This is a genomic window from Brevibacterium ravenspurgense, from assembly GCF_001584615.1.
In the GTDB taxonomy this organism is placed as follows: Bacteria; Actinomycetota; Actinomycetes; order Actinomycetales; family Brevibacteriaceae; genus Brevibacterium; species Brevibacterium ravenspurgense.
On record NZ_LQQC01000008.1, the window covers coordinates 214,338 to 239,833 of the forward strand.

At 63.0% G+C, this 25,496-nt stretch carries 22 protein-coding genes; 13 read left to right on the plus strand and 9 right to left on the minus strand.

Translation table 11 applies throughout. From position 1 onward, the window contains the following. Window positions 1–85: 85 nt before the first annotated feature. Together Bravens_RS04065 and Bravens_RS04070 are read left to right on the plus strand one after the other, a co-directional pair. A complete protein-coding gene (locus Bravens_RS04065) occupies window positions 86–2,257 on the plus strand; it encodes a helicase-associated domain-containing protein (RefSeq protein ID WP_062020523.1) in 2,172 nt (723 codons plus the stop codon). Then, entirely contained in the window at window positions 2,254–3,957 is a 1,704-nt protein-coding gene (locus Bravens_RS04070) for a DNA repair helicase XPB (protein ID WP_062020525.1), read from the plus strand. The genes Bravens_RS04065 and Bravens_RS04070 overlap by 4 nt, the downstream gene beginning before the upstream one ends. A gap of 76 nt (window positions 3,958–4,033) precedes the next feature. Here the strand turns inward: Bravens_RS04070 and Bravens_RS04075 are convergent, their stop codons facing one another. Then, window positions 4,034–5,023: an EamA family transporter gene (locus tag Bravens_RS04075; protein WP_231863276.1), complete on the minus strand. Its 990-nt coding sequence runs from the start codon at window positions 5,021–5,023 to the stop codon at window positions 4,034–4,036. A 167-nt stretch (window positions 5,024–5,190) separates the two neighbouring features. On the opposite strand from Bravens_RS04075, the gene Bravens_RS04080 reads away from it, so the two are divergent. The 8 genes from Bravens_RS04080 (at window position 5,191) to pspAB (ending at window position 14,039) form a co-directional block, all read left to right on the plus strand. Further along, on the plus strand, window positions 5,191–6,795 hold the full coding sequence (locus Bravens_RS04080) for an FMN-binding glutamate synthase family protein (protein WP_062020526.1): 1,605 nt from the start codon (window positions 5,191–5,193) through the stop codon (window positions 6,793–6,795). Window positions 6,796–7,001: 206 nt separating this feature from the next. Continuing rightward, complete coding sequence (locus tag Bravens_RS04085; protein ID WP_370919315.1) at window positions 7,002–7,772, plus strand: response regulator transcription factor; 771 nt, start codon at window positions 7,002–7,004, stop codon at window positions 7,770–7,772. 63 nt (window positions 7,773–7,835) lie between these two features. Then, entirely contained in the window at window positions 7,836–9,653 is a 1,818-nt protein-coding gene (locus Bravens_RS10840; protein ID WP_062020528.1) for a sensor histidine kinase, read from the plus strand. Further along, the gene (locus Bravens_RS04095; protein WP_062020530.1) at window positions 9,650–11,032 is read left to right on the plus strand and encodes a S1C family serine protease; all 1,383 of its coding nucleotides are present in this window, start codon (window positions 9,650–9,652) and stop codon (window positions 11,030–11,032) included. The genes Bravens_RS10840 and Bravens_RS04095 overlap by 4 nt, the downstream gene beginning before the upstream one ends. A 216-nt stretch (window positions 11,033–11,248) precedes the next feature. Next, complete coding sequence (locus tag Bravens_RS10390) at window positions 11,249–11,539, plus strand: WXG100 family type VII secretion target (protein ID WP_062020531.1); 291 nt, start codon at window positions 11,249–11,251, stop codon at window positions 11,537–11,539. Window positions 11,540–11,716: 177 nt separating this feature from the next. Further along, complete coding sequence (locus Bravens_RS04105) at window positions 11,717–12,502, plus strand: PspA/IM30 family protein (protein ID WP_062020533.1); 786 nt, start codon at window positions 11,717–11,719, stop codon at window positions 12,500–12,502. A gap of 55 nt (window positions 12,503–12,557) precedes the next feature. Then, window positions 12,558–13,460 carry a zinc metalloprotease HtpX gene (gene htpX, locus Bravens_RS04110; protein WP_062020536.1) on the plus strand — a complete coding sequence of 301 codons (903 nt, stop codon included), beginning with the start codon at window positions 12,558–12,560 and terminating at the stop codon, window positions 13,458–13,460. Between the two features lie 3 nt (window positions 13,461–13,463). Continuing rightward, the gene (gene pspAB / locus Bravens_RS04115) at window positions 13,464–14,039 is read left to right on the plus strand and encodes a PspA-associated protein PspAB (protein ID WP_062020538.1); all 576 of its coding nucleotides are present in this window, start codon (window positions 13,464–13,466) and stop codon (window positions 14,037–14,039) included. 67 nt (window positions 14,040–14,106) lie between these two features. Here the strand turns inward: pspAB and Bravens_RS04120 are convergent, their stop codons facing one another. The 3 genes from Bravens_RS04120 to groL all read right to left on the minus strand — a co-directional run bounded on the left by Bravens_RS04120 (window position 14,107) and on the right by groL (window position 16,980). After that, window positions 14,107–14,325, minus strand: a complete 219-nt coding sequence (locus tag Bravens_RS04120) for an RNA-binding S4 domain-containing protein (RefSeq protein WP_062020539.1) — start codon at window positions 14,323–14,325, stop codon at window positions 14,107–14,109. A gap of 31 nt (window positions 14,326–14,356) precedes the next feature. Further along, window positions 14,357–15,175, minus strand: a complete 819-nt coding sequence (locus tag Bravens_RS04125) for a hypothetical protein (protein ID WP_062020541.1) — start codon at window positions 15,173–15,175, stop codon at window positions 14,357–14,359. A gap of 173 nt (window positions 15,176–15,348) precedes the next feature. Further along, window positions 15,349–16,980 carry a chaperonin GroEL gene (gene groL, locus Bravens_RS04130; RefSeq protein ID WP_019175756.1) on the minus strand — a complete coding sequence of 544 codons (1,632 nt, stop codon included), beginning with the start codon at window positions 16,978–16,980 and terminating at the stop codon, window positions 15,349–15,351. A 684-nt stretch (window positions 16,981–17,664) separates the two neighbouring features. On the opposite strand from groL, the gene Bravens_RS04140 reads away from it, so the two are divergent. Further along, complete coding sequence (locus tag Bravens_RS04140; protein WP_062020543.1) at window positions 17,665–18,852, plus strand: MFS transporter; 1,188 nt, start codon at window positions 17,665–17,667, stop codon at window positions 18,850–18,852. A gap of 317 nt (window positions 18,853–19,169) precedes the next feature. Here the strand turns inward: Bravens_RS04140 and Bravens_RS04145 are convergent, their stop codons facing one another. The 3 genes from Bravens_RS04145 to Bravens_RS04155 all read right to left on the minus strand — a co-directional run bounded on the left by Bravens_RS04145 (window position 19,170) and on the right by Bravens_RS04155 (window position 20,393). Beyond that, complete coding sequence (locus Bravens_RS04145; RefSeq protein WP_019175758.1) at window positions 19,170–19,376, minus strand: cold-shock protein; 207 nt, start codon at window positions 19,374–19,376, stop codon at window positions 19,170–19,172. A gap of 79 nt (window positions 19,377–19,455) precedes the next feature. Continuing rightward, complete coding sequence (locus Bravens_RS04150) at window positions 19,456–20,142, minus strand: LytR C-terminal domain-containing protein (protein WP_062020545.1); 687 nt, start codon at window positions 20,140–20,142, stop codon at window positions 19,456–19,458. Next, complete coding sequence (locus Bravens_RS04155) at window positions 20,142–20,393, minus strand: DUF3263 domain-containing protein (RefSeq protein ID WP_062020547.1); 252 nt, start codon at window positions 20,391–20,393, stop codon at window positions 20,142–20,144. Before Bravens_RS04155 ends, Bravens_RS04150 begins: the two co-directional genes overlap by 1 nt. Before the next feature lie 234 nt (window positions 20,394–20,627). Between Bravens_RS04155 and Bravens_RS04160 the strand changes: the two genes are divergently transcribed. Further along, complete coding sequence (locus Bravens_RS04160) at window positions 20,628–20,891, plus strand: hypothetical protein (protein ID WP_167346391.1); 264 nt, start codon at window positions 20,628–20,630, stop codon at window positions 20,889–20,891. A gap of 172 nt (window positions 20,892–21,063) precedes the next feature. On the opposite strand, the gene Bravens_RS04165 is transcribed toward Bravens_RS04160, so the two are convergent. Continuing rightward, complete coding sequence (locus Bravens_RS04165; RefSeq protein ID WP_062020551.1) at window positions 21,064–22,539, minus strand: aldehyde dehydrogenase family protein; 1,476 nt, start codon at window positions 22,537–22,539, stop codon at window positions 21,064–21,066. Between the two features lie 177 nt (window positions 22,540–22,716). On the opposite strand from Bravens_RS04165, the gene Bravens_RS04170 reads away from it, so the two are divergent. Further along, entirely contained in the window at window positions 22,717–23,388 is a 672-nt protein-coding gene (locus tag Bravens_RS04170) for a uracil-DNA glycosylase (RefSeq protein ID WP_062020553.1), read from the plus strand. 14 nt (window positions 23,389–23,402) lie between these two features. Here Bravens_RS04170 and Bravens_RS04175 read toward each other — a convergent pair whose 3' ends face one another. Beyond that, the gene (locus Bravens_RS04175; protein ID WP_062020555.1) at window positions 23,403–25,496 is read right to left on the minus strand and encodes a threonine/serine exporter family protein; all 2,094 of its coding nucleotides are present in this window, start codon (window positions 25,494–25,496) and stop codon (window positions 23,403–23,405) included.

Genomic DNA, 25,496 nt, shown 5'->3' on the forward strand with positions numbered 1-25,496 from the left:
GGCCTTTCGGTGTTGTGGCTCTGCCGACGGGGTCGACCACCCATTCTAACCGCCGGCTTTCTGTGCTCCGTCTAGACTCGTAGGGATGAAGGGCTTTCAGACTTTCACCGCGTGGCTGTCCACCGCGCCGGCCGACTGGTTTGCGGATTTTGTCCGCACCCGGCGCGATCTGGTGCGCACCGACACAGCGTCACTTGCCCGCCTGGCCGGTTCGGCTTCCACCCGCAAAGGGGTCGCGGTTGCCCTTGAGGCGCTCAATGCCGAAGCGCTGCAGACCGCTCTGCGCGCGGCGAAGGCTGCCCGCGTTGATCCTGTTGTTCCCTGCTCCGCTCTGGAAGCAAGCTCAGATGTCCTGGACCGTCTGATTCTTCTGGGCCTGCTGTGGCCCGCACAGACCAGCACAGAAGACACGGCCGCAGGCACCCCCGGTGATGCCGAGTTCTTCGGCTTCCAATCCGAAGCCATCGCCCTGCTGCCCACCTCGGCAGCCGAATCCACCCGCCCGCCGGAGTGGACGGAATACTCACGGCCAGACGAACCAGCCCTCACCCCAATCCCCGAATCCGTTGCCCGCAACGCCCAAGCTGCGGCCGCAGGTGCTGCGGGCGGCACAGTTGCCGCTGCCGTCCGGGCGATCGAAGCCGATCCGCCCAGCCAGCTGATGTCCGGCGGTGTCGGCAAACGCGACGTCCAGCGGCTGGCTTCCGCCCTCGACCTCGAATACGCACAGACGATCTTCGTGCTCGAACTGTGCGGCGCACTCAACCTGGTGGGCGTCGACAGTTCCAGCATCGACCCCGTGTGGCTGCCCACCAGCGAATACGACCTTCTCAAACGCACCGACCGCGGCAACCTGCACGCAGCACTCGTGCGCGCCTGGCTGCACATGGGCGAAGACATCACCCACATCGCCAACGGCCACACACCCCGCGGCGACCGCGTGCACCCGCTGGGCTCCGTCGTCAAACCCCCTACCGCCAACCCCTATGGCGGCCACCCCTCGGCCCTGCCGCCGGTCCGTTCGGCTCGCTTCCGACTGCTGCGCACCCTCCTGTCTCCCGAGGTGCCGCTCCCCAAACCAGACCCCGGAACCCCGACCGGCACCTCGGCAGATTCAGGCACCTCGGCAGACCGGGGAACAGCAGAGACCCCGAGCATCCGGCTGACCGACCTCACGGCGGTCCTCCAGTGGCGCTACCCGCTGGCACCTGCCTTCAACCGCGAAACACTGGCCCAGATGCTCAGTGAGGCTGAATTCCTGGGGCTCGTCGCCACTCCCCTGACCGCGCCCGACTCCTACGGGCTGACCCCTCTGGGCCGCGAACTTGCCGAGCACCTGAGCGCGTCCCTGCCAGCGGCCGCACAGCCGCTCGACTACGCGGGCTCAGCCGCCACGGTGCCAGCAGACTTCGCCGAAACAATCAGCGAACTCCTGCCCGACTACGCCGAAAGCGTCGTCATCCAATCCGACCTCACCGCGGTGGCCACCGGCCCCGTCCACCCGGACCTCGCACAAAGACTCGACTCGCTTGCCGACATCGAAACCCGCGGCCAGGGCACCGTGTACCGCTTCACTGAAAAGAGCATCGAACGGGCCCTGCACACAGGGCTCAGCCGCACCGACATTGTTGACACACTGCGCGAATGTTCCTCGACCGGAGTGCCGCAGCCGCTGGAGTTCCTCATCGACGGGGTGGCCTCCAGACTCAACCGCGTGCAGGTCGCCAGCGCCCGCGGCGCAGTCATCGTCGACGACCCCGACGAACTCGACGCCCTGCTGGCCGACCCGCTGCTCATCCCAGCGCAGCTGACCCGCGTGGCCCCCACCGTCGCACTGGCCGGCATCAGCTCCGACCGCCTGCGCGTCCTACTGGAGGGTGCTGGCACATCGACCCTGACGGAAGCGCCCACAGCACAGCCGCAGCGCGCACCCAAGCAAACCGCGCCCGCCGTCACCCGGCGGACAGCCCGCATTGCCGATGCAGACCTCGACCGCTACATTGCCGGCGTGCGCAGCAGCACAGAAACAGCCGATGGTGACCCGGCATCCACCTCGGGCATTCTGCGCAGCGCAATCGACCGGCAGCAGAGTGTTGCCGTCACGCTGGCCCGCGCCGACGGCAGCAGCACCACCATCACGCTCACCCCGACCGCAATCACCGGCGGACGAGTACGCGGAATCCGCAACGGCAGCGAAATCGCCGCCTCACTGTCGCGGATCATCAGCGTCACCCCCGCCCAGGAAGGCTCTCAGTGACAGGTCCCCTCGTCGTCCAGTCCGACAGCACGATCCTGCTGGAGTCCGGCCATCCCGACGCGGCCGAAGCAGCAGCGGCCATCGCGCCTTTCGCCCAGCTTGCGCGCACGCCGGAATACATTCACACCTACACGATCACTCCGTTGGGACTGTGGAACGCGCGCGCTTCGGGCCACGACGCAGAATCCGTCATCGACACCCTGCTCGAATACGCCAAATACCCCGTTCCGCACGACCTCCTGCTGGAGATCGTCGACCTCATGGACCGCTTCGGGGTGCTGGTGCTGGCCAGTTCGCCCGTGCACGGCCTGGTGCTCGAATCCTCCGACACCGCACTGCTGGACAGTCTGGCCGAACAGCCCGAAATGCAGGGCATCTTCGGCACCCGGATCGACCCCGGAACCGTCGAGGTGTACCCCTCCGAACGCGGCGAACTGAAGTTCCGCCTGCTCAAACTGGGCCACCCCGTGGCCGACCACGCCGGCTACGTCGACGGTGAGGCGCACACCATCGACCTCAACTACCACGAGGCGCCGGCCGACTCCCCCGGTTCAGGCGGGACCGGTGCGGGGTCGGCTAAGGCTGACGAAGTGACGGGAAGGGCTGAGGAATGGCACCTGCGGCCGTACCAGGAAGAAGCCGTGCAGACCTTTATGCGCGGTGAATCCGGGGTTGTCGTCCTTCCCTGCGGTGCCGGAAAGACCATTGTGGGTGCCGCCACCATGGCGCAGGTGAGCACCACGACGCTCATCCTGGTGACCAATTCGGTGTCCGCCAAACAGTGGAAAGCGGAACTGCTGCGCCGCACCAGCCTGACGGAGGACGAAATCGGCGAATACTCCGGTGCGGTCAAAGAGATCCGACCGATCACCATCGCCACCTACCAAGTGCTCACCACCCGTCGCAAAGGCTCCTACCTGCACCTGGAGCTGCTCGATGCGCGCGACTGGGGTCTGGTGATCTATGATGAAGTCCACCTGCTGCCAGCACCCGTCTTCCGGCTGACCGCAGGCCTGCAGGCACGCCGCCGCCTGGGTCTGACGGCAACGCTGGTGCGCGAAGACGGCCGCGAAGACGAAGTGTTCAGCCTAATCGGCCCCAAACAGTTCGAAGTTCCGTGGAAGGAAATCGAAGCCGCCGGCTACATCGCCACCGCCCACTGCGAAGAAGTGCGCGTGCGCCTGGACCGCTCAACCCGCGTGGCCTACGCGAGCGCAGAAGGCGAAGACCGCTACCGGCTGGCCGCCACCAGCGACGTCAAACTCCCAGTGGTGCGCCGCCTGGTGGAAGACCACCGAGACCAGCAGGTGCTCGTCATCGGCCAGTACCTCGACCAGCTGGAAGAGCTCGGCGAAGAACTGAACGCGCCAGTGCTGACCGGCAAAACCGGCGAAGCTGAACGCGAAAGACTCTACGAAGCATTCCGCACAGGCCAAATCAAGGTGCTCGTCGTGTCCAAAGTCGCCAACTTCTCGGTTGACCTGCCCGAAGCCTCCGTCGCCATCCAGGTGTCCGGCTCCTTCGGTTCACGCCAAGAAGAAGCCCAGCGGCTCGGAAGGATCCTCAGGCCAAAAGAAAACCGCCAAGCGGCATCGTTCTACACGGTTGTCGCAGCTGAAACAGTCGACGAACAGTTCGCCGCCCACCGCCGCCGGTTCCTCACAGAACAGGGTTACAGCTACACCATCAGCAGCGCCTGACCAGAACAGAACCGGAACAGAGCAGGCCCGCGCCAGCGGCACCTTGGCATTTGGGGACCGACCCGGACAGAACCGGTCAGTCCTCCGGCGCCTCCTCTTCGACAACCAAGTGCATTTCGGCAGTCTCCGGGTGGACGTTCGTGCGGGCAATGACCCGGCGACGCTCCTGCCGATTCTCACCGAGCTTGACGAAGACCACTCCGAGGAGCACAAACACACCGCCGATCGCCTGCACCGCCACCGGCAGGTCACCCAGCAGAATCCAGGCCATAACCACCGACATCGGAACCTCAACCAGGTTCAAGAAGCTCGAAATGGTCGACCCGACGTAGCGCACACCCACAACCGCCGTCGTGTATGCCCCGCCGGTGCACAGAAGCAGAGCCAGCGCAACCACCCACCAAGGAAGAAGAACGCCGCCCGCATCGAGGTCCTGCGTTGTCATGCCGGCCGGAATGATGCCCACAGCGGTGATGAGGGCAACCACAACCGCGCCAATCCCCATCGTGATGCAGATCAGAGTCACCGACGGGAAGCTGAGGTCAGCCTTGGCGGACATGACGAAGAACGCCGCCAAGCACACGGCTGCCGACAGCGCGTAGAAAACACCGAGCAGATCAACTGACGATCCGCGCGGATCAAGAATGATGAGCAGACCAACCGCGGCGGCGACAATACCGATGAATGTCAGGGTGGACGGGCGGAAGCGGGTGCTGGCCCACACCCACAGCACAATCATGAGCGGCGCCGTCATCTCCAGAAGCAGCGCAATCGGCGGGCTCATGCGCTCAACCGCCAAGAAGAACAACAGCTGCACACCGGCCATGCACACAACACCGTAGGTCAGCACATACCAGCGAACCTGCCACACTTCGCGCCAGCGGCCGCGCATCTGAATGAACATCGGAATCGCAAGCAGGAGGCAGCTGCCGGCCAGACGCACAAACGTCACCGGCCCCGGCGTCCAATCACCCGCGTACATGAGCTTGCCCAAAGGTGCGCAGATCGCGAAAAGAAAGCACGACACCAGCGTGATGAGCAGACCCAAAACAAAGTTCCGATTCACCGGATCATCGTGAGGGCTGGCCCTGATCTAAGTCAACACGGGCCCACAAGGCAAGACTCCCCCGACAGCAAGCCGAAGCACGTCAGTCAAGAGCACGGTGAGACACGGGCGAAATTGCGGCCACCTCGACAGCCTCAAAGTCACCAGCGGGCGGTAACGTTGTACCCATGTTTGCCATTCTCACGATCACAGCTGTCGCACTGCTGTTCCTCGGCAGCATCGCACTGGCAGTTCTCCACTCTCTGTGGTGGCTCATAGCCGTCGTCGTCTTCGCCGCTCTGCTCGCACTGGCCATCTACGACGTCATCCAGCCCCGCCTGGCCGTCCTGCGCATCTACCCCCTGCTGGGTCACATGCGGTACCTCATGGAAGAGATCCGCCCCATGATCCAGCAGTACTTCGTGGAAAGGAACTGGGACGGCCGCCCCTATGACGCCGACGCCCGCGCCCTCATCTACGAACGCGCACAGGGAATCCACGCCGAAAAGTCGTTCGGCACGGAACTCGAAGTTCGCGACTCCGGCTACGAATACCTGCTGCACTCCGTTGTCCCCGGCAAGCGTCCCGAAGGCGAACACCGCGTGGTCATCGGCGGTCCACAGTGTTCCCAGCCGTTTGACGTATCGCTGCTGAACATCGCCTCAATGTCCTACGGCGCTCTGTCCGTCAACGCCGTGCGCGCCATGAACCGCGGCGCCTACAAGGGCGGCTTCTTCCAGGAGTCCGGCGAAGGCGGCGTCACCCGCTACCACCTGGAATCCGGCGCAGACATCGTGTGGGAGTTCGGTTCAGGCTACTTCGGATGCCGCACACCGGAAGGCAACTTCAACCCCGAAATGTTCTCGCAGAGGGTCGTCCACCCCAACATCAAGGGTGTTCTCATCAAGCTCTCGCAGGGAGCAAAGCCCGGCCTCGGCGGTGTTCTGCCGGCCGAAAAGATCACCCCTGAAATCGTTGAAGCCCGCGGTGTCGAGCCCGGCAAGGACTGCATTTCGCCGCCATCGCACACGGCGTTCACAACCCCCACCGAGCTCATGCAGTTCGTGGGTCAGCTGCGGGAACTGTCCGGCGGCAAGCCGATCGGATTCAAACTGTGCGTCGGCCTGCGCACCGACGTCCTGGCCATCGTCAAGGCAATGCTCGAAACCGGCATCCTGCCGGACTTCATCGTGGTCGACGGTTCGGAAGGCGGCACGGGTGCCGCTCCACTGGAATACGAGGACCACGTGGGCACCCCGCTGACCGAGGGCCTCATCCTCATGCACAACGCGCTCGTGGGTGCGGGCATCCGTCAGCACATCAAGATCGGCGCAGCCGGCAAGATCGTGGCCGGCACCGACATCATCCGACGCATCGCCCAGGGTGCTGACTACTGCCTGGCAGCACGCGCCATGATGATGGCCACCGGCTGCATTCAGGCTCAGCGCTGCCACACGAACAAGTGCCCCACCGGTGTTGCCACGCAGAACCCTCGCCTGTACCGCGGGCTCGACGTGGACGACAAGGCCGAGCAGGTGTACCACTACCACAAGTCAACGGTTGCCGAAACGGCGCAGATGATCGCCACGATCGGCCTCGACAGCCCCGACCAGCTGCGCCCGTCGCACATCTTCCGCCGGGTATCGCAGTCGCGCGTTGAGTCTTACGCCGAAGCGTACGACTGGCTTGAACCGGGTGAGTTGCTGGGCACTCCTCGCCGCAGCTGGGCTGAAGACTGGAACCACGCCGACCCGCACCGGTTCGGCCCGCCCGTTTCGGCCGGCTTCCGCTGATCGGGGCAAGGGCCACAGGGCTCGGAGTTTGAGAATCCTCTTAGACTCCGGGCCCTTTTCTGTGAACGCCGCTTCCTGCCTGTCCGAGGCTTGGGCCGAGTGCGCGCACTCCCGCAGAAAACCGCGCATTCACCGTGTGATTCGTGCAACAATGGCATTCAGGAATCTTCCAGCAAACCTCCAGACTCGAAGAGGAGACTGATTCCATGACGACTCCTATGACCCCCAGCCACGACGCGCAGGAAATCGAAGCGACCCTGCTCGTTGTCGACGATGAACCCAATATCCGCGAACTGCTGTCCACCAGCCTCCGCTTTGCAGGCTTCGAAGTGATTTCAGCAGCCAACGGCGCCGAAGCTCTGCGCCTTGCCGAACAGCAGGTGCCGGACCTGCTGGTGCTCGACGTCATGCTGCCCGACATGGACGGCTTCACCGTCACCCGCCGCCTGCGCCAGGCCGGCTTCCACATCCCGGTGGTATTCCTCACCGCTCGCGACGACACCTCGGACAAGATCACGGGTCTGACCGTCGGCGGCGACGACTACGTGACCAAGCCGTTCAGCCTCGAAGAGGTCGTCGCCCGCATCCGCGCAGTCCTGCGCCGCACCCACGCGGCGGAAGAAGAAGAGACCGCGGTCATCGAAGTCGGCGAACTCGAACTTGACGACGACACCCATGAAGTTCGCCGCGGGGGCATCCTCATCGACCTGTCCCCCACCGAATTCAAACTGCTGCGCTACCTCATGCTCAACGCCAACCGGGTGCTGTCGAAATCGCAGATCCTCGACCACGTGTGGGAATACGACTTCGGCGGAGACACCGGAATCGTGGAATCCTATATTTCGTACCTGCGCCGCAAGATCGACGTGGCCCCCACGACGGACGAAGCGGGCAACCCCATCGACGTCGAATGGACTCCGATGATCCAGACCAAGCGCGGGGTCGGATACATGTTGCGAACCGCAGACGCCAAATAAGCATGCATCACCAAGGGGCGGGACCGGCAGGCTCGCCCCTTTGCATTGGAAAGCACACTCACCTTGACCACCCAAGCTCAGCGCCGCTCATCCCACGCCCTGTGGCAAGACTGGTCGCTCACCGGCAAACTGCTGGCGATCATGATGACCCTCATGCTGCTCGTGCTAACCGGCACCAGCGCATGGGTACTGGAGAACCTGCGCGCGTCCCTCATCGAACGCACCGACCAGCGGCTGGTCTCGACATCGCAGGCCCTGGCGATCAGAGCCGCCGACGAAGTCATGACGCACACACCCCTGCAGACCACATCGCAGGACCAGATCATCAGCTCGATGCTGCCGGGTACCTACTACGTGCAGTTCTACACGGCAGACGGCCGCAAAGCCTACGACCCCGTCGCCCCGTCGGAAACCAACGTCCCCTACCTGCCGGAAGTCAACGCACAGACAGTTGCTGAGAACCGCAGCCAGCCGTTCACGGTGCCCGGCAGCACCTCGCAGTGGCGCGTGCGCACGCTGCCGCTGAAGAACTCCGACATGCTCGTGGCGATCGCACTGCCATTCGACAAAGACATCGACGAAATCAGCGACTACGCCCGCAGCACCATGATCGGCATCGGGGTGCTCGCCCTGGCGATCGTCGGCGGTGTCGGCTACTTCGCCATCACCAACACCTTCCGACCGCTGCGCGACATCGAAAAAACCGCCTCCCGCATTGCCGCCGGCGATCTATCGCAGCGCGTCACTGAATACCCCGCCTCCACCGAACTCGGTCGTCTGTCCAGTGCGCTGAACACCATGCTCGGACACATTGAGGACTCCTTCGACGGGCGCAAGGCCTCTGAGAAGCGCATCCGGCAGTTCGTGTCTGACGCATCCCACGAACTGCGTACCCCGCTTGTCACCATCCGCGGCTACGCGGAGCTCTACCGGCAGGGTGCCGTGCAGAAACCCGAAGACGTCGCCCAGATCATGGGCCGAATCGAAGCAGAATCCATCCGCATGGGCGACCTCGTCGAAGACCTTGTGGTGTTGGCCAGGCTCGACAGCGAGCGCCGCGCAGAAATCGGCCCCGTCGACATGGCTGCCGCAGTCCGCGATACGGCGGCGGACACAGCGGCGCAGGCACCGCACCGGGATATCTCCTTCATTGGGCTCGACGGCGAGGACGCTCCGGAACTTCCGCTCATCGAAGGGGCGGATTCCAAGCTGCGCCAGGTGATCAGCAATCTGGCCGGCAACGCCCTGCGCCACACTGCCGACGATGTCGCAATCGACTTCGCGGTCGGGGTCGTGGATGTCCCCGAAGCGTTCGAAACCGAAGGCGACACAGCAGAAGAGGCCAAGCAGTCACGCGGCGCTCTCGATTTCGTCACCGGCCCCGTCCGCATATTCAAACGCGACGGCAGCCGCGCCGACACAAAGACCCAAAACAAGGGCCAGCGCAAGGCTCAGGTTCCCACCACCTCGCAGGGGGCAGCTGCGAGCGCAGCCGCAGACAGCAGCCCGTCCGCGGACAAGCGGACAGCCTCCGTCGAACAGCCCCTGGCACCGCCCGGTGCGGGAGGCATCATCGTCCCCGACATCCTCGAAGGATTCCCAGCCGGACGCGTGCGCATCGAAGTGCGTGACCACGGAGAAGGCATCGACCCCGAAATCGCACCGCGAGTCTTCGAACGGTTCTACCGTCTGGATTCATCTCGCGACCGCTCAACCGGCGGGTCCGGCCTGGGACTTTCGATCGTCAAGGCCATCATCGACTCCCACAAGGGCGAAATCTCCGTCCACCAGACTCCCGGCGGCGGCGCCACCTTCCGCGTCGACCTGCCCATCCCGCCAGAGGGCGTGCTGCCGGAAACCACCAGAAAGGACCGCTCATGACCGAACCGCGCCACCCCAACAACCCCTATGACGGCGGGTACGGAAACAGCGAACGTCCACCGTACGGCGGCCCCGCACAGCCGCCGTTGGCCGAGCAGCAGGGGCAGGCGAACCCAGGCCACCCAACTGAGCCCGGCCAGCCGGCAGGTGCTCCGGGGCCGGCCAGCGGGCACCTCGGCGGCTATGGAACCCAACAGCAGCCCAGCGGCTTCCCGCCCGCCGGCCCGCACGGCCTGCCCTCCGTCCGACCGCGCCCGGCCAAGTCTGCCCGCCGCGGGCCAGGCTGGGGCGCGCTCATCGCCACGGGTGTCATCGCAGCGCTCATCGGCGGCGGCACCGCAGTGGGAGTCACCGCGGCAACCAGCGCAATCAGCGGCAGCGGAAAGCAGTCCGAAATCGAAACCTCGACGTCCGATCAGAAGGTCAAAACCGTTGACAGCCCCGACTGGACGGCAGTCGCGGCGGACGCGTCGAAGTCAGTCGTCTCAATCCAGGCCCGCGGCGCCGAAGGCGAAGCCCTCGGTTCGGGTTTTGTGTACAAAGACGACTACATCGTGACCAACAACCACGTTGTCGCCCCCGGTGATTCAGCCCAGTCTGAGATCAACGTCGTGTTCCACGACGGCGCTTCGGTTGCAGCGAAGATCGTCGGACGCGACCCCATCACCGACATCGCGGTGCTCAAACTGTCCACCAAACCGGAAGGGCTGACCCCGCTGCCGATCGGCGACAGCAACGGCCTCAAAGTCGGCGAACCGGTCATGGCGCTGGGCAACCCGCTGGGTCTTGCCGACACGGTGACCACCGGCATCGTGTCCGCTCTCAACCGTCCCGTCGCAACCCAGCAGAAGGGCTCAAGCGGAGAAGCCGACATTTCGACGATCACCAACGCCATTCAGGTCGATGCCGCGGTCAATCCTGGTAATTCCGGTGGGCCGCTCATCAACGCGGCCGGCAAATTCATCGGCGTGAACTCTTCCATTGCCACGATGCCGACCGCCGGCGAACAACAGGCCGGCTCCATCGGCATCGGCTTCGCGATTCCCGCCACCCAAGCGACCTACATTGCCGACCAGCTCATCAGCTCGGGCAAGGCCAAGCACGCCTACCTCGGGGTGACTATTACGTCCGGTTCTGTGGAAAACGAAGGGATCACGACGGGAGCTGCCGTCGTCTCCAAAGTCGAAAGCGGTTCCCCCGCGGCTGCGGCTGGTCTGCGCGAAGGCGACGCCATCATCAAGGCCGGCGGCACCACGGTGAACTCCGCTATTTCTCTGCAGGCTCTCGTCCGGGCACAGAAGGATGGACAGGATCTGCCGTTGACCATTGTGCGCGGCGGCAAGACACAGGACATCACGGTCTCTCTCAAGGCCCGCTGATCCGGGCGGCTGTGCCGGCCTGACCGCCGCACCGCCGACGAGGTGCCTGCCGGGGTGATTCGGTCCGGCACGCGGTTCGGCACGCCTCTTGTGTTCGAAGGGCTGTGGAAGCACTCGCGTGTTTCCACAGCCTTTCTTTTTCTCTTTCACGCTCGCGCGATTCGGCTCATTGTCGTTATGACACCGTCCGGTGTTCAACGACAACGAAGGAGTCTTATGTCCACCATCAACATCGACGCCGAACGCATCACCCAAGCAGCTTCGACCGCTTCGCACAGCGCGGCCACTCTGCACAGCGAAGTCGACAGGCTCATGCACCAGCTGCGCGCCCTGCAGGAATGCTGGACGGGAACCGCATCCGCCGGCTTCCAAACGGTTGTCGCTGACTGGCAGCAGGTGCAGGCCAAAGTCCATGAATCCCTCACGCAGATTCAGAAGGCGCTCGCTCTGGCCGGTCAGCAGTACGCGGATGTCGAAAGCGCCAACACCAAACTCTTCCGCGGCTGACCTGTTCACAGTCGGGTCAGCCAGACACAGCGAAGGAGGCTGGTCAATCGGAGACCGCGGGTGCTGAGTGCAGGAAATCCCGGTCTCGGCTGAGAAACCTCAGGTTTTCTCAGCCGAGACCGTTAGGCTGGGACAGAATACGTGCCAAGCAGTCACTGCAAGGAGTAATCTGCGCTCATGAGCATTTTCCAGCGGATCAAGATGATCTTCGGCGCCAAGGCCAACAAGGCTCTCGACCGCGCTGAAAACCCCAATGAAACCCTCGACTACTCGTACCAGAAGCAGCTCGACCTGCTGCAGAAGGTGCGCCGCGGTGTTGCTGATGTCGCCACCAGCCGCAAACGTCTCGAACTGCAGATCAACCAGCTTGAATCGCAGTCGGACAAACTGCAGGGGCAGGCGCAGAAGGCACTTGAAATGGGCCGCGAAGACCTGGCCCGCGAAGCTCTGACCCGCAAGTCCGGGCTGGCCCAGCAGATCCAAGACCTTCAGGGACAGCACCAGAACCTGCAGGCGGAAGAACAGAAGCTCACGCAGGCCTCCCAGCGCCTGCAGACGAAGGTCGAATCCTTCCGCACCCGCAAGGAGACCCTCAAGGCCAATTACAACGCTGCCGAAGCGCAGACCAAGGTCAGCGAAGCTTTCAGCGGCATTTCTGACGAATTCGGCGATGTCGGTCTGGCGATTCAGCGTGCTGAAGACAAAACCAACGAACTTCAGGCGCGTGCCGGCGCAATGAACGAACTGCTCGAAACCGGTGCCCTGGAAGACTTCAGCGGCACGGGTGGGGACGACATCGACCGTCAGCTGGCCGCGATGAGCTCCGACAACGACGTCGAAATGGAACTGCAGCGCATGCGCGATTCCCTCCCGGCGTCCAAGCCGCAGGGGCAGCTCGAAGACGTCCAGGACGCGGAAGAAGCCGAAGTCACGGCAGAAGAGAACGACGCCCAGCAGGGCTGATCACCAGCACGGCGGGCCGGACGCACCGGCCCGCCGTGTTCACGCAAGGAGCACAGTGGCCAGAAACAGGTTCGTCAAAGACCGCGGACTGTCCCTCCGCATGGGGTGGGCTATCTTCCTCAACGGGCTGATCTACGTCATCCTGATTCTGGCCATCTGGTGGATCCTCGGACAGTCGCTCGGCGGTGTCGTGATCGCACTGCTCATCAGCTTCGGCGCTTTCTTCTTCCAGTGGTATTCCTCCGACAAGCTCGCAATGCGCGCCATGGGAGCCTACGAGGTCTCCCCCGAACAGGCACCGGAGCTGCACGCGATCGTCGACCGTCTGACTCAGCTGGCCGACTCCCCCAAACCGCGGGTTGCCTTCGCTGACACCCGCGTACCCAACGCCTTTGCCACCGGACGCTCACCTGACCACTCGGTTGTGTGCGTTACCCGCGGCCTGCTGGAAACGCTCGAACCCGCAGAGGTCGAAGTGGTGCTCGCCCACGAACTTGCTCACGTTGCCCACCGCGATGTCACCGTCATGACTGTTGCCGGTGTTACGGGCGTTGTCGCAGGCCTCATGGTCCGCTCCGGCATGTACGCCCGCTACGGCGGGCGCAACAACAACGCCGCGGCAGTCATGGTCGCTATGATGCTCGTGGGTGCCATCGTCTACGCGATCAGCTTCGTGCTCATCCGCGCCCTCAGCCGCTATCGCGAACTCGCCGCTGACCGGGCAGCCGCGTACCTGACCGGCCAGCCATCCACTCTGGCCAGCGCTCTTATGAAGATCTCCGGGCAGATGACCAAAGTCCCCGACCAGGACCTGCGGGCAGCCGGTGCCGCCAACCACCTCGCGCTTATTCCCGCGGTCAACGGAAAGTCCGTCACACAGCTGTTCTCCACGCACCCCAGCCTGGAAAAGCGCCTGGCCCAGCTGCAGGACATCGCCCGCAACCTGTCACAGAGGTGAGGAATGGGTTTCTTCGACGCTCTTCTGGGCCGCTCCAAACCGGTCAAACCGAACCTTGACGCTCTTTTCGGCCTGCCGCCTGCAGCGCTGACACTGGAAGCCGCAACAGACTATGCGCCCACCGGCGTTGCCTCAGTGGCCTACCGCGCGGTCGAAGGCGGCGCATCGGCGGATGCTGTGCGCGAAGCCTCGGCGCTGATCGCCAAGGATGCCGACCTTCAGGTGCGCACAGAAGACGACAGCTACGGCTATTCGTGGCACGTGCTGAGCAACCAGGCACGCGACATCCCCGGCCTGGTCACAAACCTGCACGCAGTCAACAGCTCCATTGAGAACGCCGGCTTCGGCCCCATGCTGCTGTGCTCATCGCTGTACTTCAGCACACCCTCAGGCACACGCGCGGCACTCGTCTATCTGTACAAGCGCGGGACGTTCTACCCGTTTGTGCAGACGGGACCGCACCGCAGGGACAACGCCGAAGAGTTCAACATCAAAGCAGCAATCGGCGCTGATCTTCGCTTTGAAGAAGACACGTCAAAGTGGTCGCCGCTGTGGGACGCACCGGGCATGCTCGACTGAAGTCAGCTGAGAGCTCAGCGGATGCGCAACGCTGTAAACGCTCCACCGCGTGAAGCTGTCGAACGGCTCAGCCGCGTGTGATGGTGAATTCGATGCCAAGAGCGGGAACAGCAATCACATCGCCGACATTGACGTTTGAGCTGCGCCGCGAATTGAGCTCGCCGTTGACGAACACCTGGCCGTCCTGAATGAGCTCTTTGGCCATGACTCCGTCTTCAACGAAGCCAGAGAGTTTGAGCACCTGACCTAGGCGAATGCTGTCGTCGCGAATCCAGACTTCTTCCACTGTTCTCCTTCTGATTCCCGATACCAGTCAATCAGAAGCCGAAGTCGAAATCGCCGAAGCCCCCGCCGAAGTCGCCCATGTCACCGCCCATATCCCCGGCATTGCCCGCGCCGCCATCAGCGGCCAGGCCGTCCTGGTAACCATCGGCGTAGGAACCGTCCCAGGCTCCCATGCCGCCCATCATCGGCCCCATGAGCATCGCACCCATGAGCACACCGGGAAGCATGCCGGAGCCGGCATAGTTCGAGTAGTAGCCGCGGTTGTATTCGGCGTAGGCAGGGCCTGCCTCCCAGTAGGCCCTGCGCGACATCCCGTCGGCAAGAGTCACTTTGCGCACTGACGGTTCAGCCCCGACTGCAACGCGTTCAGCATCTGCGGCACAGACGGGAATGGGGCGAGGCTGACCGCCAGCGGGCGCCCAGTCGATGTCTTCGACACTGGGGCCGTGCTGCGGGTTGAAGAAGCACGGCGGACGGCGGGTGGGCAGCGGTTTGCCTTCTACGCGGGCACGCACACAGCTGGCGGCATAGCGGCCGTCTTCCAGGGCTTCTGTCACGTGGCGGATATCTTCGGGACGAGTGACCTTGCTCAGGAGGTCCTTGGCAAGGTCATAGCTGCTGATGGCCTTCTGGTAGTCCTGACGACCGCCGTCGCCCAAATCAACGCCTGCGGTCTCAAGGTCAAGGGCTCGAACTTCCTCACCGAACTGTGTGACGTCCTCTTCTGAGGCCTTCGCAACGATTGCGAGTTCGCTTTGCCGTGCGGCTTCTTCGTTCTTCTTGTTGCTGCGAGCAATGGCGAACGCAGCAGCGCCGCCGGCAACCAGAATGACGAGGAAAGCGAAGCCCATGAATGTCCCTTCTCCGCGTGAATCGTACGGCCCCATTATGGTCGCCCAATCTGCGAAGACTCTGAATTGCAGATCAGTGGAAACCGTGTGAGCACACAGAAAAACCGCGGGCGCAGACAGTGCGTCTGCGCCCGCGGCTTGTGGCTCAAGGACCGTGTTCACGGCCGGCTGGGTCAGAAGCCCATGCCGCCCATGTCACCCATTCCGCCGGTGGGGTCACCTGCGGGTGCGGGCTCCGGCTTGTCTGCCACGACGGCTTCCGTCGTGAGGAACAGGCCTGCGATCGAAGCGGCGTTCTGCAGAGCAGAGCGGGTCACCTTGACCGGGTCGTTGACACCGGCAGCCAGGAGGTCTTCGTATTCGCCGGTTGCAGCGTTGAGACCGTGACCGGTTTCGAGTCCGCGCACCTTTTCGGCAACAACTCCGGGTTCGAGGCCGGCGTTGATGGCGATCTGCTTGAGCGGAGCTTCGATGGCGACCTTGACGATGGCGGCACCGGTGGCTTCGTCACCTTCGAGGTTGAGGTTTTCGAAGGCCTTGGCGCTTGCCTGGATGAGGGCCACGCCACCGCCGGCGACGATGCCCTCTTCCACAGCAGCCTTGGCGTTGCGGACGGCATCTTCGATGCGGTGCTTGGTTTCCTTCAGTTCGACTTCGGTTGCGGCTCCGGCCTTGATGACTGCAACACCGCCGGCCAGCTTGGCCAGACGCTCCTGCAGCTTTTCGCGGTCGTAGTCCGAGTCCGAGTTTTCGATCTCGGTGCGGATCTGCTGCACGCGGCCGGCGATTTCGTCGGCGTCGCCAGCACCTTCGACGATGGTGGTTTCGTCCTTGGTGACAACAACCTTGCGGGCGGTGCCCAGCAGGTCGAGCGATGCGTTCTCCAGCTTGAGGCCAACCTCTTCGGCGATGACCTGACCGCCGGTGAGGATCGCAATGTCAGCAAGCTGAGCCTTGCGGCGGTCACCGAAGCCGGGAGCCTTGACGGCAACCGACTTGAAGGTGCCGCGGATCTTGTTGACCACGAGGACGGCGAGGGCTTCGCCTTCGACGTCTTCTGCGATGATCAGCAGCGGCTTGCCGGACTGCTGGATCTTCTCGAGAACCGGCAGGAGGTCCTTCACGTTCGAGATCTTGGAGTTGACGATGAGGATGTAGGGGTCCTCGAGCACCGTTTCCTGGCGCTCTGCGTCAGACACGAAGTAACCGGAGATGTAGCCCTTGTCGAAGCGCATGCCCTCGGTCAGTTCGAGTTCGAGGCCGAAGGTGTTGGACTCTTCGACGGTGACGACGCCTTCCTTGCCGACCTTGTCGATGGCCTGGGCAATGAGTTCGCCGATTGCAGGGTCGCCAGCGGAAATGCCGGCGGTAGCAGCGATCTGCTCCTTGGTTTCGATTTCCTTGGCGGAGTCGAGCAGAACTTCGGTCAGCGAGTCGACGGCCTTTTCAATGCCGCGCTTGAGGCTGAGCGGGTCCGCACCGGCTGCGACGTTGCGCAGACCTTCGGACACGAGAGCCTGAGCCAGAACGGTAGCGGTGGTCGTACCGTCACCTGCGACGTCGTCAGTCTTCTTGGCGACTTCCTTGACGAGTTCGGCGCCGATCTTTTCGTAGGCGTCTTCGAGCTCGATTTCCTTGGCGATGGACACACCGTCGTTAGTGATGGTGGGTGCGCCCCACTTCTTTTCGAGAACAACATTGCGTCCGCGGGGACCAAGCGTCACCTTGACTGCATCAGCCAGGGTGTTCAGGCCGGTCTCCAGGCCGCGACGAGCTTCTTCGTCGAATGCAATGAGCTTTGCCATAGTGGCTGGCTTCCTCCCTGTAAGGGGTGGCAGTTGACTAGCACCGCCAGGTGCCCGCGACGGCAGGAAGCTGAACCTGAATCCCTTCTTCAGGCCCGGCTACCTCTGCCTGGGCAGTGCATTTCACCACCACTAGATTTAGCACTCTCGACACGAGAGTGCAAATGCTGGACGTTGCTTCTTCCGACACACCCGTCAGCCGGAATCCACGCCTTAGCCGCACACAAACTCCCGTCAGCCGGCATCTGCACCTTAGCAACCACTGCTAACAGGAGTTTCTGTTGCTAAAGGGTGGGCGAGTGTTCTGGGACGAGGCGCCGCTCCCCTGTCGCCGGCACCACGCCGCCCCTCCTTAGGAAAATGACGAGGGGGAGGGACAGAATTCTGCCCCTCCCCCTCGTGAGAAGTTCAGCTGGGCTGGCTGTCAGTCGAGCGGTTCGACGTTCTCAGCCTGAGCGCCCTTTTCGCCCTGTGCGATCTCGAACTGCACGCGGCCGCCTTCAGCCAAAAATAGAGAATAAGCCCAACTTGGCAAGTGACATGCGCCACCATTAGGGTCGAAAGTCCTTAGTCACCGTCGACCCCGAGACCTTGATACAAGAAAACTCAGAACGACACCTCTTACGTTCTCTCCAAGCTTCTAACGCAAGCGATGCCGCCGGGCGTGAATTTGTTGACTCATCCATGTCAATCATCGCAATTTCACTCCTTGGGTTCTCTACCACGCAGATAGGAGTTCTGGACTTCCTTGAGGCGGGGGCTGCAATCTTCTTAGCACTCCCCATCGGCCTTCTTGTCGACCGCTACAAACCGCAAACGGTCCTAACACTCTCCCTCGCGCTCAAGGTACTGCTCGGCGCTTCCCTGTGCCTCGGTCTCCACTTTGGGCTGGAAAAGCCTGCATTTTTCATGGCAATCGTCTTTTTCCTTGGAGTGTCGATTATTGCTTCGGAAAATGCCCAAACGAGCCTCGTGCCCTTTATCGCCAGAAGTGACGGTCGGATTGAAAATACCGTATCTAGGATGGCAATGGCAGATTCCATTGCAGGAGTCGTCGCACCTGCCGCGGCTGGCCTAGCGTTGACCTTCTTCGGTACAACTCCAACTACCGGTGTCGCCATCCTTTTCTTTGCTTTATCTCTATTCTTCGCACTCCGAATACTGCAACGCCTTAGGCAGCATCAGTTCTCGAGCAACCAAAACACGACTATCGACGCAGTGGACGAGAGCAGCAAGGCGGCCCAGCCCAGAAAAGACAACCGACCTCTCTCGCAGAAACTGACCGACGGTTTCCGAATTCTCGGAACCAACCGTTTCCTTCTCGGTGCTGTATGCCTGATTTCAGCAGGCAACGTTGGACTCGCCTTGAGCGACTCGATGGTGAACGTGGTGATCCTGCGCGTGTTGGAACTCGGGATGCCATTTTTCGGCATCCTTGGAACCGTTTCCGCGGCTATAGGGATCCTCGCCGCAGCAATCGCCCCCCGGATTATGAATACCATCCCTGTGCGAACGCTCTACATTTGGAGTTCCATCACGCAAGCAATCGTGGCGTGTCTGCCGATACTGGCACTCCTCATCCCCTCGTGGGCGCGCGCTTTCTTTCTCATTCAATCAGTGTGCTGGGCTTTTACCCTTACCATCGCCAATATCGCAGGGTTTTCATACGTAGCAAAAGCGGTGGATAAGGAGTACCTCGGCCGCACGAGCGCGGCAATGCGCATGGTAACGATGGGCACTGTCCCCTTTGCGGCTCTCCTTGGAGGTGTTCTCGCCGATGTTGGCGCGATCACCGTCCCGCTCATTATCTGGCCAGTACTCACCGCCACGGCCGTTACCGTCTACATCATCCTCACACGCCAGTCCGCTTAGCGACACCACGTCGACCCGCGTCGTCCTAGGACGGGTGTTCCGAGTACTTTCAAGACGTTTCGACCCATCAGCGTGAGCCGAAGATGCGTAGTGCGCTGCGTTCGGTGGGGGTGACGTGTTAGGTGGAGCTGAGGCCTGTTACGGCCTCTTCGGCGGTCTTGTTGGTGGTGGCGTAGGCGCGGGCTCGATGGGCCATCGTGGGGTGGAGAAAGAGAGTAAAGGCCATGTGCCCTCCCAGGGGGTGACACCTAAAAGGTAATGGAGGAGGGACAGAATTCTGTCCCTCCCCCTCGTGAGAAGTTCAGCTGGACTGGCTGTCAGTCGAGCGGTTCGACGTTCTCAGCCTGAGCGCCCTTTTCGCCCTGTGCGATCTCGAACTGCACGCGGCCGCCTTCAGCCAGCGAGCGGTAGCCCTCCATCTGGATGGCCGAGTGGTGGACGAAGATTTCGTCGGAGGAATCGTCCACGGCGATGAAGCCGTAGCCCTTTTCCGCGTTGAACCATTTGACGGTTCCCTGTGTCATGTCATCTCCCAAATGTGGAACGAAACTTCAGTCTACCGTTCCGGCGGGGCTTAGCCGCCCACCCGAAACAGCTTCGGGCTCAGCCTTCAGCAGGATCGCTGTTTGCCACATCGGGGCCCATGATGATCGTCACACCCACCTGGTAGCGGCTGGACTGCTCAACGCTGACACCACCGAGGCCCTCGGCAACACGTTCAGCCGCGTCACGGTATTCCGAAGACGAGTAGTACACGGTGGTCGACGACACGTTGGTGCCGGCGTTGCCCACGCGGCCAAGCGTCCAGCCCTGGGACTCGTACTGGTCGGCGTACTTGCGGGCTGCGCCGTTGACGCCGGACGCGTTGAGGATCGACAGGTTCGGGTCACCGCTTTCGCCCGCGACGGTCTTAACGTCACTGCTGCCGGTGGATTCGCCGTCACTCGGGGTGCTCTCTGAGGCTTCATCAGAAGGACCTTCCGAGGCTTCGCCCGATTCGCTTTCGCCGGGATCAGCCGACTTCGAAGACTCATCCTTGGAATCGTCTGCACCGGGCTCGACCTGCTGTTGTTCTTCGACCTTGGCCTCTGGGTCAGAACCGGCGGAGAGGATGATTCTCACCGCGCCGACGATCAGGAGGACCGCCACCAGGGCGAGGACAACGACAACAGCGGTTGCCGCCTTGTAGCTGCCTGCCGAAGCTCCGGCCCGGTGAGCTCCGACTCGACGGTTGGCCGCGTCAGCTGCGCGACGCTCCGCGCGGGTTTCGTACTGGGGTTCTTCTGCCATCAGCGTGGGATCCTCGCCTGTGCTCTTGTGTCCTGTCGGGATTCGCGGATTCTGCGAAGCCGTTTGATGAGAACGGGATCTTCGACATAGGCCGCGGGGTTGTCGAGGAGTCTGCCCAGCACCTGGAAGTACTGAGCGGCAGACAGGTCGAACTGCTCGCGGATCGCGCGGTCCTTAGCTCCCCCGTAGGTGGGCCACTGACCTTCAAAGCGAAGAATCTCCGCTTCGAGTTCCGTAAGCTCCTGCGACATGCTCCCTCCTCTTCTCCGGCCATGATACCGGCGGCTCAGCTTCCCAGCAGGCCTCGTCCGAGACTATGGGACCAGACAATTCACTTTCCCGCCATTTAGGGGCAAAGACAAAGGAAACAAAAAAAACTGGAGACGAACGACAGCGTCCTGTTCTCGCGATGTAGTATCAGGGCAATGTTGGCAGCGAGGCCAGCAGCCGACTGATTGGAGACTCAAATGCTGCCCAAAACCATGATGCCGAAGACACAGGGCGCACGCACCGTCTTCACGATCCTCCTCTGCGCGGCAGGAGCATTTCTGCTCATCAGCATCGGCGCAACCGTGTGGTCGCAGGCCGGGGACGAGGGCTGGGTCGCAAAGGCCGTCATCGCGTTTGCTTCGTGGGCGATGACAATTCCGCTGATCCTGGCCTCCGCGGTGTGGGCTCTCGTCAACTTCTTTTCTTCACGAGACGGAGGCTCGCCAGGTCGGAACACGGCCACACCGCGGGCACACTGACAAGCCCCGATCGGGCCTGCACAGCAACCACAGCAGCCCGAAAGACAAAAGCACATAAGCGGCAGCCGAACTAAACAGCAGCCGAACGGCGGCACAGAAGCGCCCCGGCACCTCGTGCGAGGTGACCGGGGCGCTTCCCATCCCAGCGGGTTCTCTGACCCGGCTGGTCAGATCAGTTGATCTTGACGTTGATCTGCTTGATCTGGGTGAAGCCTTCGAGCATGCCCTCAAGCGATGCTTCACGGCCGAAGCCGGAGGTCTTCATACCGCCGTAGGACTGGCCGGCCACCTGGCCGCCGCCCTGGTTGACCTGCACCCAGCCGGACTCGATCTTGTCGGCCACGCGCAGCGCACGGTCGACGTCCTTCGTGAAGACGTACGCGGCCAGACCGTAGTCGGAGTCGTTGGCCATGGCGACGACTTCGTCTTCCGTCTTGAATTTGATAACGGTGAGAACGGGGCCGAAGATCTCTTCGCGCGAAGTCTGCCATTCGTTCTTGGCGTTCGCGAAGATGATCGGCGCGTGGTAGAAGCCGGGCTCGCCGACTTCGAGCTTGTCAGCACCGTCGTAGGCGATTTCCACACCCTCGTTGGCCTTGCCCATTTCGATGTAGTTGGCGATCTGGTCGTACTGCTTCTTGTTGATGACGCAGCCAATGTCGCTGTCTTCATCACGCGGGTCGCCGACCTTCATCTTGGCAACACCGTCAACGAGCTTAGCCAGGAAGTCGTCGTAGATGTCCTCGTGCAGGAACAGGCGCGAACCCATGGTGCACGACTGGCCCTGACGGGCAAAGCGGGTCGACAGGAGAACCTGTTCGAGCGTGTAGTCGTTGTTCGCATCCGGGAACACGATGTTGGGGCTCTTGCCGCCCAGCTCCATCGAGGAGTGAGCCAAGCGAGCGCCGGCAACCTCGGCCACGTGACGGCCCACACCGGTCGAACCGGTGAAGGAAACCTTGTCGACATCGTTGTGCTGGGTGAGAGCCTCACCGATGACCGAGCCCTTGCCGGTCACGACGTTGAGAACACCCGCGGGCAGGAACTCCTGGATGATCTCCGCCATCTTGAGGATGGTCAGCGGCGCGTCTTCGGCGCACTTGAGGACAATCGTGTTGCCGGCAGCCAGCGCTGCAGGAGTCTTGAACGCCGCAATCATCAGCGGCGAGTTCCACGGCAGGATGCCTGCCACAACGCCCAGCGGAACGCGGCGCGTGAACTGCAGCTGCGCTTCGCCGGCAGGAAGAGTGTTGCCCTTCACTTCGCCTGCCACACCGGCCATGTAGCGGAACAGGTCAACAAGCGTCTGCGTTTCCGGGCGAGCCTGCGTGCGCAAAGCGTTGCCGGTGTCGATCGCGGTCAGCTGAGCGAGCTCTTCAGCCTGCTCTTCCAGGGCGTCGGCGCACTGTCCGAGGACCTTCTGACGCTCCTTGAAGTGCAGAGCAGACCACGCGGGGAAAGCCGCGCGAGCAGCCTTGACGGCGCGATCGGCATCTTCTTCTTTGCCTTCCGGAACACGGGCGATCACACGATTGCGGTCGATCGGCGTGATGACATCAGCCCACGTGCCGTCAGCGGCTTCGACCCATTCGCCGCCGATGAGCATCTTCCAGTCTTTGACCTCGGGGAAGTCCCGTACCTGTGCCATAGTCGTCTTTGTCCTTTCGGCATCGATGCGTTTGCGCTGTGCCCCGCGCTGCCTCAACCGCAGTAGTGTGGGCGGGGACACTCTTGGACTCAGCATAGCCGCGCATCCCCAGGGCTTGTAGGCCCCCGTATGCCCGATTGCGCACAGCCCGTGTGCGTGCGCGCTAGGGTCGTAGCCATGACGATTGACCTGTTAGAAAACGTCAGCCCCGACTGGCTGGAAGCACTGGGCCCCGCCGTGCCCAAGGTGCGCGAACTCCAGCGGACGGTCCAGCGGGATGCTCAGCACCACCTCGTGCTTCCCCGGCCCGAACAGGTCATGCGCGCGTTCTTCGAACCGCTTGCCGACGTGCGAGTGCTCATTGTGGGCCAGGACCCCTACCCCACACCCGGCCATCCCATCGGACTGTCGTTTGCGGCGGAGCGCCACGTGCGCCCCCTGCCGCGCTCACTGGGCAACATCTATCGCGAACTCGAGGACGACCTCGGGATTGCACCAGCCGAACATGCCGACCTGTCGGCCTGGCAGCGGCAAGGCGTCATGCTGCTCAACCGAGTGCTCACGGTGCGTGCGGGTGATGCTGGGTCACACCGCGGAATGGGCTGGGAGGCCGTCACCGAACAGGCCGTGCGCGCACTCGCCGGCCGCGGCGGACCACTGGTCGCCATTCTGTGGGGCCGGCCCGCACAGACGCTCACTCCCCTGTTGGGGAACATTCCGATCATCGCCTCACCCCATCCGTCGCCGCTGTCAGCCCGCCGCGGTTTCTTCGGGTCAAAGCCGTTCAGCCGCTGCAACGCGCTGCTGGAGGAACAGGGCTCAGCCCCCATCGACTGGCGAGTGGACTGAAACGACTGCGCTGATCAGGCCGTACTCGGCTTGATGCCCGCATCCTTGCGCATAGCCTCGAGCTTTTCTTCGGCTTTCGCTCGAGCCTTCGCAGTCCGACGGGATTTCGCGTAGCGCGACATGGGCCGGGACAGGAAGTCACCGAGCACAGCACCGGCGGCAATTGCCGAGTTCGCGGTGATCGCCGCAAACAGGGCACCCAGGCCAACCGACAGAGGAACATCCTCCCCGGGCACGGGGATCATCCGGTAAACAGACGCGAAGATCGACAGCCCCTGCAGCAGCGGGAAGATCGCCGGAACGATGAGCACAATCGCCGGTGAACCCAAACGGGAGGCCACCGGGCGGCAGAACAAACCGACAATCGTCGACGCAATGAGCAGAGCCAGAATGTTCTCAACGCCCACAAGCGAAGCACCCACATAGACGAGGAAGCCCACAAGGCCGATGAGCGCGGCCGGGATCACGAGCCTGCGCGCACAGTAGAACCCAATGGCGCCGCAAGCACCGACAAGGAACGCGGCAATAACAGCGATGATCGTGGTGAGCACGCTGAGCCCGCTGCTCTGCACCGTGATCTCCATGGGTTTGAGTTCAAGGGTGTTGCCTATGACAACAGCGCACGCAATACCGGAGACGATGCCGCCGAAGCCCATCCCCGTTTCGACTATGCGCCCGGCAGCGGTCAGCGGGAAGTTCGACAGCGCATCCTGTACGGCTGACACCAGCCCCAGGGTGGGCAGCAGCAGAACGATGCCCGCGGCAACCGAATACTGGGGCGATGAAATGAACCCGACGTGATGGGCAAACATTGCCGTCAGCGTCGCAATCGCCGATTGGGCCATCACGAGGAAGAACGCCGGCAGACCGGTCTTGCCGATCACCCGGCCCACCCAGTCAATGAAGATGGCCAGGCCGAAGCCCAGAACAGCAGACGGCAGGCGCCCGCCGATCAGCGTGACGAAGCACGCCACGAGCACACCCCACGCAAGGGTCACAAGCCACTGCGGGAAGGGCCTGCGCTGGGCGCGAATGGCATCCAGTCGGCTGCGCGCCTGCGTGTAGTCGACTTTGCCGGCGACCATGTCGGACACCAGCCGGTGCAGGGATGACACTTTGGCGAAGTGCGGGGAAACCTCACGCACAACCCGCACGACCGTCATCTGTTTGCCCTCGGGGTCGGCGTAGTGGACCGTGAGTGCGGTGGCGGTGAGGTCGACTTCCGCGTTCGGCAGCCCCATCGAGGTGCATGCGGCAATGACACTGACCTCAACGTCAGAACTGCCGGCTCCGGCACGCAGGACCATGGCCCCGATGTCGACGGCCAGGTCCAGAATCATCCGCGCTTCGGATTCGCTTTTCGCCTTCGCCTGCACGGGGGCCTGGTACGGGGTGCCCTCAAGCACTTTGACGATCGGGACCGGCTGGGTGGTCGGCGCCGGATCAGAGGCAAAGCGCGCTACCGTGCGCTGTGCGATTCGCTGTGCGGCACGCCGCTTGGAACGTGAGGTGCGCTGGCTCTGGGCCGCTGCACCTTTCTTGGGGCTTCCAGCTTTCGAGGTGACAGCACCTGCCCCGGAACGCACCCCGGGTCCCTGAGAAGGACGAGGTGCCTGCCCGGCACCATCTGCGGGTTCGGGTTTCGCGGGGCGCGAGGGAGGAGCGGCGGCGGGGCGTACGGTGGCGGCCGTGTCTGCCGCCCTCTGCCTGGCGACACCCTCGCGCACCTGATCAACGCTGATGGATGCGGTCTGTGCAGAATCAGCATCGGGGCCAGGTGAAACGGGCTTACCGCCCGTATCTGTTTCGCTGCCGTCACCTTCCTGCACGTCGCCGTCAACGTACTCGACTTCCTGCGTTGGTTTGTCGAAAGCACCGGCTTTTTCAAGGTCCGACAGGAGATCCTGGGCTCGGGCCGACCGCGTGGGAGGTTCGGAGGCGTTTTCGCTCGACGTCCACGCGGCCGCAGTTTCAGACTGCGGGTCCCGCTCTGTCGTCCATGCCTCTGAATGCGGTGCGGCAGCGCCGTCGCTTCCGGTGCCGTCGGCGCCGTCTGCGCCACGGCCGGAAGCGGGGCCGCGAACGTCCTGAGGATCCAGTTTCGCCAC